Genomic DNA, 15,319 nt, shown 5'->3' with positions numbered 1-15,319 from the left:
GACCTTCGGGGGAGTAGCTGTCTGTGGATTCGCACGTGCCGGCCAACCCTGCTGTCCTGCCACCGGCCTATCCGGATCGCGCAGCGTGGGGGACCGCGAGCAAGCTGCGAGCCTGGCAGGCCGAGGCGCTCCAGCTGTACCTGGACAACAACCCGCGGGACTTCCTCGCGGTCGCGACACCGGGCGCGGGTAAGACGACGTTCGCGCTGACGGTGGCCGCCGAGCTGCTGCACCGGCGGCAGATCGAGCGGGTCACCGTGGTGACGCCGACCGAGCACCTCAAGGTGCAGTGGGCCGACGCCGCGGACCGGGCCGGGATCTCGATCGACCCCGCGTTCGCCGGGCGCCGCGGCAAGACCAACAAGGACTTCCAGGGCGTCGCGGTGACGTATGCGGGCGTGGCGGTGAACCCGCTGGCGTTCCGGGTCCGGACCGAGCGGTTCAAGACCCTGGTGATCCTCGACGAGGTGCACCACGGCGGTGACGCGCTGAGCTGGGGCGACGGTGTCCGCGAGGCGTTCGAGCCCGCGACCCGCCGGCTCTGCCTGACCGGGACGCCGTTCCGCAGCGACGACAACCCGATCCCCTTCGTGACGTACGAGGAGGGGCACGACGGCGTCGCCCGGAGCAAGGCCGACTACACCTACGGGTACGGGCACGCGCTGCGCGACCACGTCGTCCGCCCGGTGATCTTCATGTCGTACTCCGGTGAGATGCGGTGGCGGACCAAGGCCGGTGACGAGATCGCCGCGCGGCTGGGCGAGCCGCTCACCAAGGACCTGACCGCCCAGGCGCTGCGCACCGCGCTGGACCCGGCCGGCGAGTGGATGGGCGCGGTGCTGGCGGCCGCGGACAAGCGGCTGACCGAGGTCCGCCGGCACATGCCGGACGCCGGCGCCCTGGTGATCTCGGGCGACCAGAACACGGCCCGCGCGTACGCGAAGACGCTGCGCGAGCTCACCGGCGAGGCGCCGACCGTCGTGCTGTCGGACGAGAAGGCGGCGAGCAAGAAGATCGCGAAGTTCTCCGAGGACAACTCCCGGTGGATGGTCGCCGTGCGGATGGTGTCCGAGGGCGTCGACGTACCGCGGCTCGCGGTCGGCGTGTACGCGACACCGACGTCGACACCGCTGTTCTTCGCGCAAGCCGTCGGGCGGTTCGTGCGGGCCCGCAAGCGCGGCGAGACGGCGTCGGTGTTCGTGCCGTCGGTGACCCGGCTGCTCGGGTTCGCGGCCGAGATGGAGGTCGAGCGCGACCACGTCCTCGGCCGGAAGAACACGAACGAGGACGGCGACATCTTCGCCCTCGAGGACGACCTGCTGAAGCAGGCGAACCAGGCTGAGGGCGCCAGCGACGAGCTCGAGGGCAACTTCGAGGCGCTCGGGTCGGACGCGAGCTTCGACCGGGTGGTGTTCGACGGCGGTGACTACGGGACCGGCGGCGAGAACGCGTCCGACGAGGAGCTGGACTTCCTCGGTCTGCCGGGTCTGCTGGAGCCAGACCAGGTGCGCGAGCTGCTGCACAAGCGCCAGCAGAAGTCGCTGGCGGCGCAGAAGAAGTCCTCGCGGTCCACGAGTGACCGCGAGGATCCGACGCCGACCGAGCTGGCCACCCATGAGCAGATTGCGCTGCTCCGCCGCGAGCTGAACGGTCTGGTCGCCGCCTGGCACCACCGCACCGGCCAGCCGCACGGCGTGATCCACAACGACCTGCGCCGCAAGCTCGGCGGTCCGGCCGCCGCGCATGCCTCGTCGATCCAGCTGAAGGATCGCATCGAGCTGATCCGCGACTGGGCGACCCAGCGCCGCGCCTGACTCGACGCATCTGATCACCAGCACCTGACACCCCGCCCCGGTTCGCCGGCGGCGGGGTGATGTGTCGTGACGAAGTGTTGACGTGCTGCGACCGGTGCTGCAAGCTTCGGATACCCGCGCTGCAAGAAATCGCCAGGGTCACGCAATTTCCGTAGCGCGGAAACCTCCCACCGCCCCCGATGGAGGACCACCCGATGCATCGGAAGAATCTTCTGCGGCTCCTGCTGGCCGCCCTGCTCGTCGCCGCCGGTCTGCTTTCGGGCCCGACCGCCATGGCCGCCGACCTGACCAAGACCCTGACCGCCAGCAGTTCGCTCGGTGAATACCCGAGCGGCAACGCCGGCGACGGAAACCAGAACAGCTACTGGGAGAGCAGCAACAACGCCTTCCCGCAGTGGCTGCAGGCGGACCTGGGCGCCACGAAGGACGTCAACCAGGTGACGCTCAAACTCCCGTCCTCGTGGGGGCCGCGCACCCAGACCGTCACGGTCTCGGGCAGCGCGAACGGCTCCTCGTTCAGCACACTCGTCAGCAGCACGGCGTACACCTTCAGCGGCATCAACGTCGTCACGATCGATTTCACCAACACCTCGGTGCGCTACGTGCGGCTGACGTTCACCGCGAATACCGGCTGGCCGGCCGCCCAGCTGTCGGAGTTCGCACTGGCCGGGCCTGGTGGCGGGCCGGTCGAACCCCCGACCGGCACGGACCTTGCCGCCGGCAAGGCGATCGAGGCGTCGAGCTCGGTGTTCGGCTTCGTTGCGACCAATGCCAACGACGGCAACACCGGCACCTACTGGGAGTCGAACGGCTTCCCGTCGACCTTGACCGTCAAGCTCGGCGCGAACGCCGACCTCAGCTCGGTCGTGGTCAAGCTCAACCCGGACCCGGTCTGGGGTTCACGCACCCAGAGCATCGAGGTCCTCGGCCGTGAACAGTCCGCGGCCGCGTTCACGTCGGCCGTCGCGCGGACCAACTACCAGTTCGACCCGTCGGCCAACCAGAACACGGTGACGATCCCGGTCACCGGCCGGTACGCCGACCTTCGCCTGCAGCTGTTCAGCAACACCGGCGCTCCCGGCGGCCAGGTCGCCGAGCTGCAGGTCTTCGGTGCGGCGGCGCCCAACCCGGACCTCGTCGTGACGAACGTCGACTGGTCACCTGCCGCGCCGACCGAGTCGACGCCGATCACCCTGACCGCGACTGTCAAGAACAACGGCTCGGCAGCCGCGCCGGCCAGCAGCCTCAACTTCCTGCTCGGCGGCTCGGTCGCCGGAACCGCGAATGTCCAGGCACTCGCCGCCGGTGCGTCCACCACGGTCACGGCCAGCGCTGGGACGCGTGCGCAAGGGAATTACACCGTCGCCGCCGTCGCCGACCCGGCCAACGTGGTTGTCGAGCAGAGCGACACCAACAACACGCTCCAAGCAGCGACCCAGCTGACAGTTGCCCAGGCCGCGGGGCCTGACCTCCAGGTCGCCGGCATCACGGCCAACCCGGCCAATCCGGCACCCGGTGCCCAGGTCTCGTTCACGGTCGCCGTGAACAACCGCGGTACGTCGGCCGCCGCGGCCAGCGTGGCGCGCCTGGTCGTCGGCACGACCACCCTCAACGGCAACGCGCCGTCGATCGCGGCCGGCGCCACCGCCAACGTCGCGATCAGCGGTACCTGGACCGCGACGAACGGCGGCGCCACGCTGACGGCCACGGCCGATGCGGGCAACGCCGTTGCCGAGACCAACGAAACCAACAACACCTTCACCAAGTCGATGGTGGTCGGCCGCGGTGCCGCCGTACCGTTCACGTCGTACGAGGCCGAGGCGGGCAACTACACCGGCACCCTGCTGATAGCCGACGCGCAGCGGACCTTCGGGCACACCAACTTCGCCACGGAGTCGTCCGGCCGGCAGTCGGTCCGGCTGAACTCCAGCGGTCAGTACGTCGAGTTCACCTCCACCGTGCCGACCAACTCGATCGTGGTCCGCAACTCGATCCCGGACTCCGCCGACGGACAGGGGCTTCAGGCAACGATCAGCCTGTACGTGAACGGCACGTTCAAGCAGAAGCTCAGCCTGAGCAGCCACAACAGCTGGCTCTACGGCAACACCGACTCACCCGAGGGTCTCACCAACACCCCCGGCGGCGACGCCCGCCGCCTCTTCGACGAGTCGCACGCCCTGCTCAACCAGTCCTACCCGGCCGGCACCACGTTCCGCCTGCAGCGGGACGCCGGCGACACGGCGTCGTACTACATCATCGACCTGGTCGACCTCGAGCAGGTCGCGCCGGCGCTGTCCCAGCCGGCCGGGTGTACGTCGATCACGCAGTACGGCGCGGTGCCGAACGACGGGATCGACGACGCGGACGCCATCCAGCGCGCGGTGACGGACGACCAGAACGGCGTGATCAGCTGCGTCTGGATCCCCGAAGGCCAGTGGCGGCAGGAGAAGAAGATCCTCACCGACGACCCGCAGAACCGGGGCCAGTTCAACCAGGTCGGGATCAGCAACGCCACGATTCGCGGCGCCGGGATGTGGTACTCGCAGCTGTACTCGCTGATCGAGCCGCAGAACGCGGGTGGGATCAACCACCCGCACGAGGGGAACTTCGGGTTCGACATCGACAAGAACGTGCAACTGTCGGACATCGCGATCTTCGGGTCCGGCCGGATCCGCGGCGGCGACGGGAACGCCGAGGGCGGGGTGGGGCTGAACGGCCGCTTCGGGACCGGTACCAAGATCAGCAACGTCTGGATCGAGCATTCGAACGTCGGGGTCTGGGTCGGCCGCGACTACGACAACATCCCGGAGCTGTGGGGTCCGGCCGACGGGCTCGAGTTCAGCGGGATGCGGATCCGGGACACGTACGCCGACGGAATCAACTTCTCCAACGGCACCCGGAACTCGAAGGTGTTCAACTCGTCGTTCCGCACCACCGGCGACGACGCGCTCGCGGTGTGGGCGAACAAGTACGTCAAGGACCAGTCGGTGGACGTCGGCCACGACAACGCGTTCACCAACAACACTATCCAGCTGCCGTGGCGGGCGAACGGCCTCGCGATCTACGGCGGGTATGGGAACCGGATCGAGAACAACCTGGTCTACGACACGATGAACTACCCGGGTATCATGCTGGCCACCGACCACGACCCGCTGCCGTTCTCCGGCACGACGACGATCGCGAACAACGCGCTCTACCGGTGCGGCGGGGTGTTCTGGAACGAGGACCAGGAGTTCGGCGCCATCACGCTGTTCCCGTCGAACCTCCCGATCCCCGGCGTCACCATCCGGGACACCGAGATCTACGATTCGACCTACGACGGCATCCAGTTCAAGACCGGCGGCGGGGAGATGCCGAACGTTGCGATCAGCAACGTGAAGATCGACAAGTCGAACAACGGCTCCGGCATCCTCGCGATGGGCGGCGCCCGCGGCAACGCGAACCTGTCGAACGTCACGATCACCAACTCCCGCGACGGCGACATCCTGAAGGAGCCCGGCAGCACCTTCACCTTCACCGGGCAGTAGCCACACCCGGGCACGACAGGTGTTCCCCGAGGCCCAGCACCTCCTCACGAGGTGCTGGGCCTCAGCCTTTACGGGCGGTAGACGTGGACATAGTCGATCTGCATCGACCCCGAGCTGACCGTCGGCGGGATCTTGCCGTAGACGAACAGGTCGAGGATCAGCGCGTCACTGGCGCCGGCGGTGTACGCGCCCTGACGGCAGATCTCCTTGCCGTCGAGATACCAGACGGTCTCGTCGGGGCCGAGTTGCTGGGCGATCGTGTGCCAGTCGGTGGTCAGGTCGGTCGGCGACTGGTAAGTGCAGCCGCCGCCGGGGGACTGGTGGTTGGTGAGATACAGCGCCCGATGGTTGTCGCTGTAGAACTCGTAGGTGTCCTGCTCGTTCGAGCCATTGCCGTTCCAGGTCCACGTGGACGGCCAGAATCCCTTGTCCGCCGGGAGTTTCAGCCGGGTCTCGACGTAGTCGCCGGTCTTCACGGCGAACGACTGCGACGGCTCGTGCCCGCAGGCCTGCCCGGTCGTGATCAGGGCGCCGGACCACTCGTACCCGGTCGCCGGGTTGTTCTTCCGCGCCGTCATCGTCAGCTTGCCGTCGCTCACCGCGAGCATGTCCCAGGTGTGCCACTCGAGCTGCTGGTTGCCCTTGTTGCCCAGGCATTGGTCGGCTTCTGCGTTCGAGTGGATGGCCCACTTCGTCCGGTCGATCGCCGTACCGTCGAACTCGTCCGCGAACACCAGTGCGCCGGGTGCTGCGTCGGCGGCCCGCAGCGGGACGACGAACAACCCCAGCACGACCAGAGCGGTAAGTAATTTACGCATCAGGCAAGCCTCTCCGTCGGTAACCAACGGATCAAACAGTCGCTTGATCAGGGCTTGGTTGTCAACTCCTGCAGGCCGATCACGTCGAGCAGCCGGATCGCCTGTTCGGACGCCGACCCCGGCTCCGCCGTGTACAGCACCACGCGCTGGTCGCGCTCCGGCACCACCAGGACTTCGCAGATCACGTCGACCCGTCCGACTTGGGGATGGAAGATCGTCTGGCACAGCGATTGCTGCCGCCCGACCTCGTGCCGCGCCCAGATCTCCGCGAACTCGGGACTCCCCGCCAGCAGGTCGTCGACGAGCCGGGCGATGGCCGGATCGTGCGGGTAGGTGCTCGTCGCCGCCCGCAGATCGGCGGCGGCGTCACGGGCGAACTCCCGGGTGGCCTCCTCGCCGAACAGGTCGGCCTGCCGGTCGGTGAGGAAGCGGAGCCGGAGCAGATTCCGTTCCCGCGGCGGGAGCGCGGAGAAGTCCGTGATCAGCGCCGCGGCCAGCGGGTTCCACGCGAGGACGTCGTACTTCGCGTCCAGCACCAGCCCCGGTACGTCGAGGCGCGCGAGCATCCGCAGTACGCCGGTCCGCACCTCCGTCGGCGGGCCGGGTGGCGGACCGGGCTGCTCGCCGGCGAGCCGGAACAGGTGATCGCGCTCGTCGTCGGACAACCGCAGCGCGCGGGCGAGACCGGTCAGCACCGCGCGGGACGGGCGCGGGCCGCGGCCCTGCTCCAGACGGGTGTAGTAGTCCGTGGACATCGTCGCGAGGCTCGCCACCTCCTCCCGGCGGAGCCCGGGCGTACGGCGGCGCAGGCCGGCGGGCAGTCCGACGTCGGCGGGGCGCAACGCCTCCCGTCGTACCCGGAGGAACTCCGCCAGCCCGTCGCGATCCATGGTCCCAGGATCCCAGGCGCGCGCACGGCCAAACAGGGACCGCCGATCCCAGCCTCGGCCGACTCTGCCTCGCCGGGCCGGATCCGCTCAGGGTTGACGGCATGAACACGACGAAGATCGCGCTCGTCACGGGCGCCAACAAAGGTATCGGCAAGGAGATCGCACGGCAGCTCGGGCAGGCCGGGTTCACCGTGCTCGCCGGGTCGCGGGACCTGGAGCGCGGCGAGCTCGCGGTGAAGGAACTGGTTGCCGAGGGCCTGGATGTGGTCGGCCTCCAGTTGGAGGTCACGGACGAGGAGTCGGTGCGGGCTGCGGCCGAGCGGGTCGCGGCGGAGTACGGGCGGCTCGACGTCCTGGTCAACAACGCGGCGATCATTCCCGAGGGCGACGACGCGGTCTCGCGGATCGGCGCCGCGGTCCTGCGATCGGCGTTCGAGACCAATGTGCTCGGGCTCGTGGGGGTCACGCAGGCGGTCCTGCCGCTGCTCCACCAGGCCGAGGCGGCCCGGATCGTGAACCTGTCGACGTCGCTGGCGTCGTTCGAGCAGGTCGGCGATCCGGCGTCGCGGATGTCGACGGTGCTGACGCTCGGCTACAACGCGTCGAAGGCGGCCGTGAACATGGTCACGGTCATGCTCGCCAACGAGTTGCGCGGCAGCGGCATCCTGGTGAACGCCGCCGACCCCGGCAACTGCGCGACCGACATGGGCGGCTGGACCGCGGCGCGCACCCCGGCGCAGGGTGCGGCCGTCGCGGTCGAGCTCGCGACGCTCGGCCCGGACGGCCCGACTGGCCACGTCTACGCCCAGGAAGGCCGCCTTCCCTGGTGAGCGGCCGCCTTCCCGCCAACTGCACACCTCCGGGGCCGGCCCCTGAGATGGCCGTGGTGCGGGGCGGTCGTCAGACGATGGCGCCGGACCAGGCGAGAGCCTGCTTGAGCAGCTGTCCCCGGCCGCCCTCCATGTCGTTGAGGAGGCTCGGGGCCAGCGTCTCCTCCGGGGTCAGCCAGGTGAGTTCGAGCGCGTCCTGGCGCGGGTTGCACTCACCGGTGACCGGTACGACGTACACCAGGGCGACCGCGTGCTGGCGCGGGTCGTGCAGCGGGGTCATGCCGGGGAACGGGAAGTACTCCGCGACCGTGACCGGGACCAGCGTGGCGGGGAGCCGCGGGAAGGCGGCCGGCCCGAGGTCCTTCTCGATGTTGCGCTGCAGCGCGTCGCGGATCGACTCGTTGTGCAGGACGCGCCCCGAGACCAGTGTGCGGGTGATCTCGCCGGTCGCGGCGGACGTCCGGAGCAGCACCCCGATGTGCTCGATCCGGCCGGACGGGTCGACGCGCGCCGGAACGGCCTCGACGTACAGGATCGGTACCCGCGAGCGGGTCTCCGCGAGCGCGAACTCGGAGAGCCAGCCGGGATTCGGGTCAGGCGTACGCAGCGACGAACTCATGGGGGACATCTTCGCTTACGGTCTGAAAGCGGACCGGTACCGGGAGGGGCTGAGTCCGAATGTCGAGCGGAATCTGCGGGTCGCGTGGCTCGGGTCGTGCCAGCCGACGAGCGCGCCGATGGTGCTGATCGGGAGCTCGGTCTCGATCAGGAGGCCGGCGGCGCGTTCGGCGCGGACGCGGTTCAGGTACGCCATCGGGGACATGCCGACGGAGGTGCCGAAGAGGCGGATCAGGTAGCCGGGCGCGAGGTTGACGGCTGCCCCGAGCTGTTCGAGCGTCCAGGGCGCGGCGAGGTCGGACTCCAGGAGACGCATCGCGTGCTGCACCGCGGGGTGCGGTGCCGGCCGCATGCCCGTGGTTGCGGGGATCAGCGCGCCGGAGAGGAGGGCGAACACGTCCGGCCCCAGATAGGCGTTGCGGACGACCATGCCCTGACAGTCGACGTACCCGTGCCACTCGCCCGGGCGGATCACCACCACCGAGTCCGGCGCGAGCTGGACCTCGCCGCCGGCCGACACATGCGTGCCCCGCCCGGCGACGACCACCGCGATCTCGAAGAACGCGTGGCTGTGCACCGCGACGTCCGCGACCAGCTCGATCCGTTCGCCGGCGACCGGCAGCCTCAGGTCCGGGAAGACCGCACTGCTCAGCACGTTGTGCACGACCAACCTCCCAGGAGGTGAATTCTGGTCAACTGGCGGTCAACCTCGTCCTGTCGGCGCGGCCGCGGGTCCGCGACCCTGGAAACACCCTCCAGTACGACGGAATCCGAGGAGCCCTCGATGACCACGACCGACCCTACGGCACCCGCGGTGCTCGACGAAGAGATCATTTCCGCCTACCGCCGCGACGGCGTCGTCCGGATCCGGAACATCATCGGCCGCGACGAGGCGGCCCGGTTCGCCGCAGCCGCGGCGGAGTGGACCGCTAACGCCGACGACCTGTTCAAGGAGTCGAAGATCTTCAACCAGTACGTCAACGTCTGGCGGCAGAACGACGTCCTGCGGGAGCTCACGCTGGATCCGCGACTCGCCGCGGCGGCGACCGCGCTGGCCGGCGTACCGCTGCGGATCTGGCACGACCAGCTGCTGATCAAGCCGCCGCACAACGGCGCCGCGACCGAGTTCCACCAGGACGCGCCGTACTGGCCGCACGCCGGTTCGCGGGCCTCGCTGTCGGCCTGGGTCGCGCTCGTCGACGTACCGGTGGAGCGCGGCTGCATGACGTTCATCCCGGGCTCGCAGCATCACCAGGACCTGCGCAGCCAGGACCTGTCCGACCACGAGGACATGTTCCGCGCCGCACCGGACCTGCGCTGGGAGGAGCGGCTGACGATCCCGCTGCAGGCCGGCGACTGCACCTTCCACAACGCCTACCTGGCGCACTCCGCGACGCCGAACTTCACCGACGACCCGCGGATCGCGCACGTGGCGATCTACATCGACGCGGCGGCGACGTACACCGGCGCCGGCCACGTGGTGACCGACGGCGTCGGCCTGACCGTCGGCGAACCGCTCGAGCACGAGCTCTTCCCGGCTGTCTGATTTTTTCACGGTGTGACATAAGTTGTCAGCGTGCGTCTGCTCACCGACATCCGTCCGCTGCGTGAGTCCGCCGACTTCCGCAGGCTGTGGATCGGGTCGACGGTTTCGCAGCTCGGTCAGCAGATGACGGCGGTGACCGTCTCGATCCAGGTGTACGCGCTGACGCACTCGACGTTCGCGGTCGGGCTCGTCGGGCTGTTCTCACTGGTCCCGTTGATCGTCTTCGGGCTGTACGGCGGCGCGATGGCCGACGCGATCGACCGCCGTACGCTCGCGCTGGTCTCGTCCACCGGGTTGTGGCTGCTCTCGATGGTCCTGGTCCTGCAGTCGCACCTGGACTGGGAGCAGGTCGGGGTGCTGTACGCCGTCGTGGCCTGCCAGTCGGCCTGCTTCGCGGTCAACAACCCGGCGCGGTCCGCGATCATCCCGCGGCTGATTCGTCCCGAACTGCTGCCGGCCGCGAATACGCTCAGCCAGGCCGCGTTCAACCTGGGCTTCACCGCCGGGCCGTTGCTCGGCGCGGCGGTGATCGCCTGGCAGGGGTTCGCGGCGGCGTACCTGGTCGACGTGATCACGTTCACCGCGGCGCTGTACGCGCTGTTCCGGCTACCGCCGGTGCCGCCGACCGGCGCCGTACGGCGGGCCGGGCTGCGCTCGGTGCTCGAAGGGTTCACGTTCCTGCGCGCGGCGCCGGCGTTGCTGGCCACCTTCCTCGCCGACATCCTCGCGATGGTGTTCGCGCAGCCGCGGGCGCTGTTCCCGGCCGTGGCGGGTGCGTTCTTCGGCGGCGGCGTCCGGACCGTCGGACTGCTGCAGGCCGCGCCGGCGATCGGGGCGCTGATCGGCGTGATCTTCTCCGGGTGGGTGACCCGGGTACGCCGTCAGGGTGTCGCGATCGTGCTGGCGATCACGGTGTACGCCGCCGCCGTCGGGCTGTTCGGGCTGTCGCGGACGGTCTGGCTGGGCGTCGCGCTGCTCGCGATGTCCGGGGCGGCCGACATGGTCAGCTCGGCGTACCGGAACACGGTGCTGCAGTCCGCGGCGCCGGACGCGATGCGCGGGCGGTTGCAGGGGGTGTTCATCGTGGTCGTGGCCGGCGGCCCGCGGCTGGGGGACTTCGTCGCGGGGACGACGGCGTCGCTGACCAGCCCGACCGTCGCGTTGCTCGGCGGTGCCGCGGTGTGTATCACCGGACTCCTGATCCTGCTGGCGCGGAACCGGCCGTTCCGGGTCTACGACTCGCGGACCCGGGCGCTGAGTTGAGGATCAGCCGCCGGTCGCGAGCTTCTTCAGCACCGTGAACCAGGAGTCCAGGTCCGGGTTGATCTCGGTCATCGGCTCGTCGTCGACGGTGACGAGCTTGCGGTCGCCGAGCGGCTCCTTCAGCTTGATCGGCGTCATCGACATGTTGCTGTCCTCCGGGCAGGGCACGTCGACGTCGATCGTCACCCGGATCTTGTCCTCGAGTTGCTCGACCTTGAGGTCCGACGCGCACTTGCCGACGGTGCCGATCACCAGGTCCGCCTCGTCGTACTTCGGCGCGTTCTGGATCCACTTCAGGTACTTCGGCTTCTTCCCCTTGATCAGCTGGTAGTACTGCGCCGGCTGCGGGTTCTCCTCGTCCGGGGTGCCGCTCCCGTCACCGATGAAGGTGCCGTAGATCTTGTCGATGCACGGATCCTTGTCGTCCGGGCCGTCGATCGCCCCGAACGCCCGCGCGGCTTTGTAGCAACCGACCGCCTCGCGGTTCAGTGAGATGTTGAAACCGATCAGTGCCACGGCGCCGACGACCATCGCGATCGCCAGCATCCGGCGTGACTTCAGCTGCTGCGGGCCGAGGATGCCGGCCGCGCGGCGGGCCTCCTCCGGGGTCGCGTCGTCCGGCAGCGGGGCGGTGCGGAACAGCGCCGTGATCGAGCTCGTCCACTGCGGATTGATGATCGTCGGAACGGCATAGACCAGGATCAGGCCCACGATCACGACGACGGCGGGGAGCAGCGACCAGTAATTTCGCACGGCAGCAAGATACGGGCCCATCGGGCCGCGACCGAATAACGGATACGCTAACAAGGTGCCAGCCGAGACCTCGCAGACGCTCGACCGGGGACTCACCGTCCTCGAGTTGCTCGCGGACGCCCCCGACGGGCTCTCGATCACCGAGCTCGCCGCGGCGCTGCGGGTCAGCCGGACGGTCGTGTACCGGCTGGTGAACACGCTCGAGTTGCACCGGCTGGTGCGCCGCGACAGCGAGGGCCGGGCCCGGCTCGGACTCGCCGTCCTGCACTACAGCCGGCGGGTGCAGCCGACGCTGCGGGACGCCGCGCTGCCGGTTCTGCGCTCGCTGGCCGAGGACACCGGCGCCACCGCGCACCTCACGGTCGCCGACGGTGAGGAGGCGCTCGCGATCGCGGTCGTCGAGCCGAGCTGGACCGACTATCACGTGTCCTACCGGATGGGCTCCCGGCACGCGCTCGACCAGGGCGCCGCCGGCAAGGCGATCCTGGCCGGCCGCCGCAAGCCCGACCCCGCCGGTCGCCCCTTCGTCGTCACCTCCGGCGAACTCCAGGCCGGCGCCCAAGGCGTGTCGTCACCCGTCCTCGGCGTCCCCGGTGTCGAGGCTTCCATCGGCGTAGTCGTCCTGGGCAAACTCGACCGCGACTTCGTCGGCCCCCGAGTAGCCCGAGCCGCAGTAGAAGTCGCCAAACGCCTCGCCTGAAGCCGGACCCCCGGCACTCACCAAGCTCACTTCTGCGGACGACGCCCCGCCTGGCGACCGGACGGGTACGCCGTTCCGGGCCGGTTAGTGAGTGGTGGAGGTTCGGGTCGCCGCCTCGACCAGGGGAAGTACCCGGTGCGGGATCTGTTCGGCCAGAGCGATCACCGTCGAGGCTCGCTGGATGCCGCGGACGATGACCACCTGGTCGATGACGCGTTGGAGGTCGGCGTTCGAGCGGGCGACGATGCGGCACCAGAGATCCTCGGCGCCGGTGATGGTGTGGACCTCGAGGACCTCCGGGATGCGGGCCAGCGCCTCGGCGACCGTGGTGTGACCTGAGCCTTGCTCGATCTGCAGGGTCGCGAACGCCGTCACCGGGTAACCGATCGCGCTGGTGTCGATGTCAGGGCCCCAGCCGCGGACCACGCCGTCGCGCTGCAGCCGGTCGAGACGCGCCTGGACGGTGCCGCGCGCGACTCCCAGCCGGCGCGACGCCTCCAGTACGCCGACGCGCGGCTCGGCGGCGAACAACCTGAGGATCCGGGCGTCCAGCGCATCCACCGCCATAGCAACCCTCCGCAGATAGTCAGACTGACCAAATAGCCTAGCAATCCCGGCAGATCAGTGTGCAGACTGCCTGGTGAAACAAGGAACTGTTGCGCAACCTGCCTCCCAGGAACAAGGCTCGGCGTACCGATCCGAATCCGGAGGAGCAGCCGATGACCAGCACCGACCTCACCCCCGCAGAGCTCGACGCCGATCTCGACCTCGACCAGCTGAAGCAGCTCGTCGGCCTGGTGCCGTACGACGAGAGCACCGACCCGTTCCCGGTCACCGCGATGGATGCCGTGGTGTTCGTGGTCGGCAACGCCACGCAGACCGCGAAGTGGTACCAGCTCGCGTTCGGCATGGACCTGGTCGCCTACTCCGGCCCCGAGACCGGCTCCAAGGACAGCAAGGCGTTTGTGCTCAAGTCCGGCTCGGCCCGTTTCGTGATCTCCGGCGGCGTGAGCCCGAAGAGCCCGCTGCTCGACCACCACCGCAAGCACGGTGACGGCGTCGCCGACCTCGCGCTGGAGGTGCCGGACGTCGACAAGTGCATCGCGCACGCCCGCAAGGTCGGCGCCGTCGTGCTCGAGGAGCCGAACGACGTCTCCGACGAGCACGGCACGATCCGCCGCGCGGCGATCGCGGCGTACGGCGACACCCGCCACACGCTGATCGACCGCAGCCGGTACCACGGCCCGTACCTGCCGGGCTTCGTCGCGGCGAGCACCCGGGTGACCCGGCCCGAGGGGCACCCGAAGCGGCTGTTCCAGGCCGTCGACCACGTGGTCGGCAACGTCGAGCTCGGCAAGATGGACGAGTGGGTTGCCTTCTACAACAAGGTGATGGGCTTCGTGAACATGGCGGAGTTCATCGGCGACGACATCGCCACCGACTACTCGGCGCTGATGAGCAAGGTGGTCGCCAACGGCAACCACCGGGTGAAGTTCCCGCTGAACGAGCCGGCGGTGGCGAAGAAGAAGTCGCAGATCGACGAGTTCCTGGAGTTCTACGACGGCGCCGGCGCGCAGCACATCGCGCTCGCGACCAACGACATCCTGCGCACCGTGGACATCATGCGGGCCAACGGCGTCGAGTTCCTGAACACGCCGGACTCCTACTACGAGGACCCGGAGCTGCGGGCCCGGATCGGCGAGGTGCGGGTGCCGATCGAGGAGCTGCAGTCGCGCGGCATCCTGGTCGACCGCGACGAGGACGGCTACCTGCTGCAGATCTTCACGGCGCCGATCGGCGACCGCCCGACGGTCTTCTACGAGCTGATCGAGCGGCACGGCTCGCTGGGCTTCGGCAAGGGCAACTTCAAGGCGCTGTTCGAGGCGATCGAGCGCGAACAGGAGCGCCGCGGCAACCTCTGAGGCAGGTTTGACGATCAAAAGCTTGCCAAAAGCAACTGGACACGGCGTGTCGCCGTCCGATTACCGGAATGACTGTCCGGGCAGGCTCCGTTCGCGTAGTGTGCCTTCCTGAGTGCGCGTCGGGGCGTGCATTCAGGAAGGGTTTCGTCATGAAGACACTGAGCATTCTGCTCAGCACCGCCGGCCTGGCCGGCGCGGGCGCTCTCGCGTTGTCCGCCCTCCCGGCCGAGGCGGCCACGGCCGCCAGCTGCTCGGGCGCGAGGTCCATCGCATCGGCGCCGATGCTGCGTAACCATCAGCCGCCCAGCTGGGGCACGGTCCGGCTCGTCCGCGACAGCTGCTATCAGTACTGGGCCGAGATCACCATGGCGTCGCCGCTGGTCGCCAACGCGAAGGCCAACGCCTTCCTGGTGCAGTACGGCGGCGGCAACAACGGGCGGGTGCTCAGCTGTGACAGCAGCGGCGGCAACGGCTCGGTCATCCAGGGGCAGCGCACCTGCCGCACGCCCAAGGTGAAGGCGACCAGCGGCAGCATCACGTTTGCCGCGATCGGCCGGGAGTACCACAACTACGGCGGCGGCTACGAGGAGATCTCGGAGAACATCACCAAACGCACGCGCTGAGACTGGGGTGCACGG

General features: G+C 69.1%; 14 protein-coding genes. 8 read left to right on the top strand and 6 right to left on the bottom strand.

The window, feature by feature from the left end:
* Positions 1-23: 23 nt before the first annotated feature.
* Both ACWEOO_RS04080 and ACWEOO_RS04075 read left to right on the top strand, forming a co-directional pair.
* Positions 24-1,814 (top strand): DEAD/DEAH box helicase, encoded by a 1,791-nt coding sequence (locus ACWEOO_RS04080; RefSeq protein ID WP_363711405.1) that lies wholly within the window; start codon positions 24-26, stop codon positions 1,812-1,814.
* A gap of 194 nt (positions 1,815-2,008) precedes the next feature.
* Positions 2,009-5,341 (top strand): CARDB domain-containing protein, encoded by a 3,333-nt coding sequence (locus ACWEOO_RS04075; RefSeq protein ID WP_452141691.1) that lies wholly within the window; start codon positions 2,009-2,011, stop codon positions 5,339-5,341.
* Positions 5,342-5,409: 68 nt separating this feature from the next.
* On the opposite strand, the gene ACWEOO_RS04070 is transcribed toward ACWEOO_RS04075, so the two are convergent.
* Positions 5,410-6,159, bottom strand: a complete 750-nt coding sequence (locus ACWEOO_RS04070) for a glycoside hydrolase family 16 protein (protein ID WP_452141690.1) — start codon at positions 6,157-6,159, stop codon at positions 5,410-5,412.
* A 47-nt stretch (positions 6,160-6,206) separates the two neighbouring features.
* On the bottom strand, positions 6,207-7,049 hold the full coding sequence (locus ACWEOO_RS04065; protein ID WP_452141689.1) for a helix-turn-helix transcriptional regulator: 843 nt from the start codon (positions 7,047-7,049) through the stop codon (positions 6,207-6,209).
* 101 nt (positions 7,050-7,150) lie between these two features.
* Between ACWEOO_RS04065 and ACWEOO_RS04060 the strand changes: the two genes are divergently transcribed.
* Positions 7,151-7,879, top strand: a complete 729-nt coding sequence (locus ACWEOO_RS04060) for an SDR family oxidoreductase (protein WP_452141688.1) — start codon at positions 7,151-7,153, stop codon at positions 7,877-7,879.
* Between the two features lie 70 nt (positions 7,880-7,949).
* Here the strand turns inward: ACWEOO_RS04060 and ACWEOO_RS04055 are convergent, their stop codons facing one another.
* Complete coding sequence (locus tag ACWEOO_RS04055) at positions 7,950-8,498, bottom strand: NUDIX hydrolase family protein (protein ID WP_452141687.1); 549 nt, start codon at positions 8,496-8,498, stop codon at positions 7,950-7,952.
* Positions 8,499-8,513: 15 nt separating this feature from the next.
* Positions 8,514-9,161 (bottom strand): AraC family transcriptional regulator, encoded by a 648-nt coding sequence (locus ACWEOO_RS04050; RefSeq protein ID WP_452141686.1) that lies wholly within the window; start codon positions 9,159-9,161, stop codon positions 8,514-8,516.
* A 120-nt stretch (positions 9,162-9,281) separates the two neighbouring features.
* Here ACWEOO_RS04050 and ACWEOO_RS04045 point away from each other — a divergent pair, with 120 nt between their 5' ends.
* The gene (locus ACWEOO_RS04045) at positions 9,282-10,043 is read left to right on the top strand and encodes a phytanoyl-CoA dioxygenase family protein (protein WP_452141685.1); all 762 of its coding nucleotides are present in this window, start codon (positions 9,282-9,284) and stop codon (positions 10,041-10,043) included.
* Between the two features lie 30 nt (positions 10,044-10,073).
* The gene (locus ACWEOO_RS04040; protein ID WP_452141684.1) at positions 10,074-11,306 is read left to right on the top strand and encodes an MFS transporter; all 1,233 of its coding nucleotides are present in this window, start codon (positions 10,074-10,076) and stop codon (positions 11,304-11,306) included.
* Between the two features lie 3 nt (positions 11,307-11,309).
* Here the strand turns inward: ACWEOO_RS04040 and ACWEOO_RS04035 are convergent, their stop codons facing one another.
* Positions 11,310-12,059 (bottom strand): hypothetical protein, encoded by a 750-nt coding sequence (locus tag ACWEOO_RS04035; protein ID WP_452141683.1) that lies wholly within the window; start codon positions 12,057-12,059, stop codon positions 11,310-11,312.
* Between the two features lie 55 nt (positions 12,060-12,114).
* Here ACWEOO_RS04035 and ACWEOO_RS04030 point away from each other — a divergent pair, with 55 nt between their 5' ends.
* A complete protein-coding gene (locus tag ACWEOO_RS04030; protein ID WP_355472859.1) occupies positions 12,115-12,759 on the top strand; it encodes an IclR family transcriptional regulator in 645 nt (214 codons plus the stop codon).
* Positions 12,760-12,843: 84 nt separating this feature from the next.
* Here the strand turns inward: ACWEOO_RS04030 and ACWEOO_RS04025 are convergent, their stop codons facing one another.
* Positions 12,844-13,326: an Lrp/AsnC family transcriptional regulator gene (locus ACWEOO_RS04025; protein ID WP_355697145.1), complete on the bottom strand. Its 483-nt coding sequence runs from the start codon at positions 13,324-13,326 to the stop codon at positions 12,844-12,846.
* A gap of 152 nt (positions 13,327-13,478) precedes the next feature.
* On the opposite strand from ACWEOO_RS04025, the gene hppD reads away from it, so the two are divergent.
* Both hppD and ACWEOO_RS04015 read left to right on the top strand, forming a co-directional pair.
* Complete coding sequence (gene hppD / locus ACWEOO_RS04020; RefSeq protein ID WP_363711427.1) at positions 13,479-14,681, top strand: 4-hydroxyphenylpyruvate dioxygenase; 1,203 nt, start codon at positions 13,479-13,481, stop codon at positions 14,679-14,681.
* Between the two features lie 149 nt (positions 14,682-14,830).
* Positions 14,831-15,304, top strand: a complete 474-nt coding sequence (locus tag ACWEOO_RS04015; protein WP_452141682.1) for a hypothetical protein — start codon at positions 14,831-14,833, stop codon at positions 15,302-15,304.
* The last annotated feature ends 15 nt before the right edge of the window (positions 15,305-15,319 follow it).

It is taken from the genome of Kribbella sp. NPDC004138, assembly GCF_053603655.1.
Note: the sequence above shows the minus strand (reverse complement) of the source record. Positions and strands in the feature narration are given on the sequence as shown.

Excerpts from the sequence above, each read along its gene's own strand:
- ACWEOO_RS04075 (WP_452141691.1), top strand. The coding sequence starts at position 2,009 with ATGCATCGGAAGAATCTTCTGCGGCTCCTGCTGGCCGCCCTGCTCGTC.
- ACWEOO_RS04070 (WP_452141690.1), bottom strand. The coding sequence starts at position 6,159 with ATGCGTAAATTACTTACCGCTCTGGTCGTGCTGGGGTTGTTCGTCGTC.
- ACWEOO_RS04065 (WP_452141689.1), bottom strand. The coding sequence starts at position 7,049 with ATGGATCGCGACGGGCTGGCGGAGTTCCTCCGGGTACGACGGGAGGCG.
- ACWEOO_RS04060 (WP_452141688.1), top strand. The coding sequence starts at position 7,151 with ATGAACACGACGAAGATCGCGCTCGTCACGGGCGCCAACAAAGGTATC.
- ACWEOO_RS04055 (WP_452141687.1), bottom strand. The coding sequence starts at position 8,498 with ATGAGTTCGTCGCTGCGTACGCCTGACCCGAATCCCGGCTGGCTCTCC.
- ACWEOO_RS04045 (WP_452141685.1), top strand. The coding sequence starts at position 9,282 with ATGACCACGACCGACCCTACGGCACCCGCGGTGCTCGACGAAGAGATC.
- ACWEOO_RS04025 (WP_355697145.1), bottom strand. The coding sequence starts at position 13,326 with ATGGCGGTGGATGCGCTGGACGCCCGGATCCTCAGGTTGTTCGCCGCC.
- hppD (WP_363711427.1), top strand. The coding sequence starts at position 13,479 with ATGACCAGCACCGACCTCACCCCCGCAGAGCTCGACGCCGATCTCGAC.
- ACWEOO_RS04015 (WP_452141682.1), top strand. The coding sequence starts at position 14,831 with ATGAAGACACTGAGCATTCTGCTCAGCACCGCCGGCCTGGCCGGCGCG.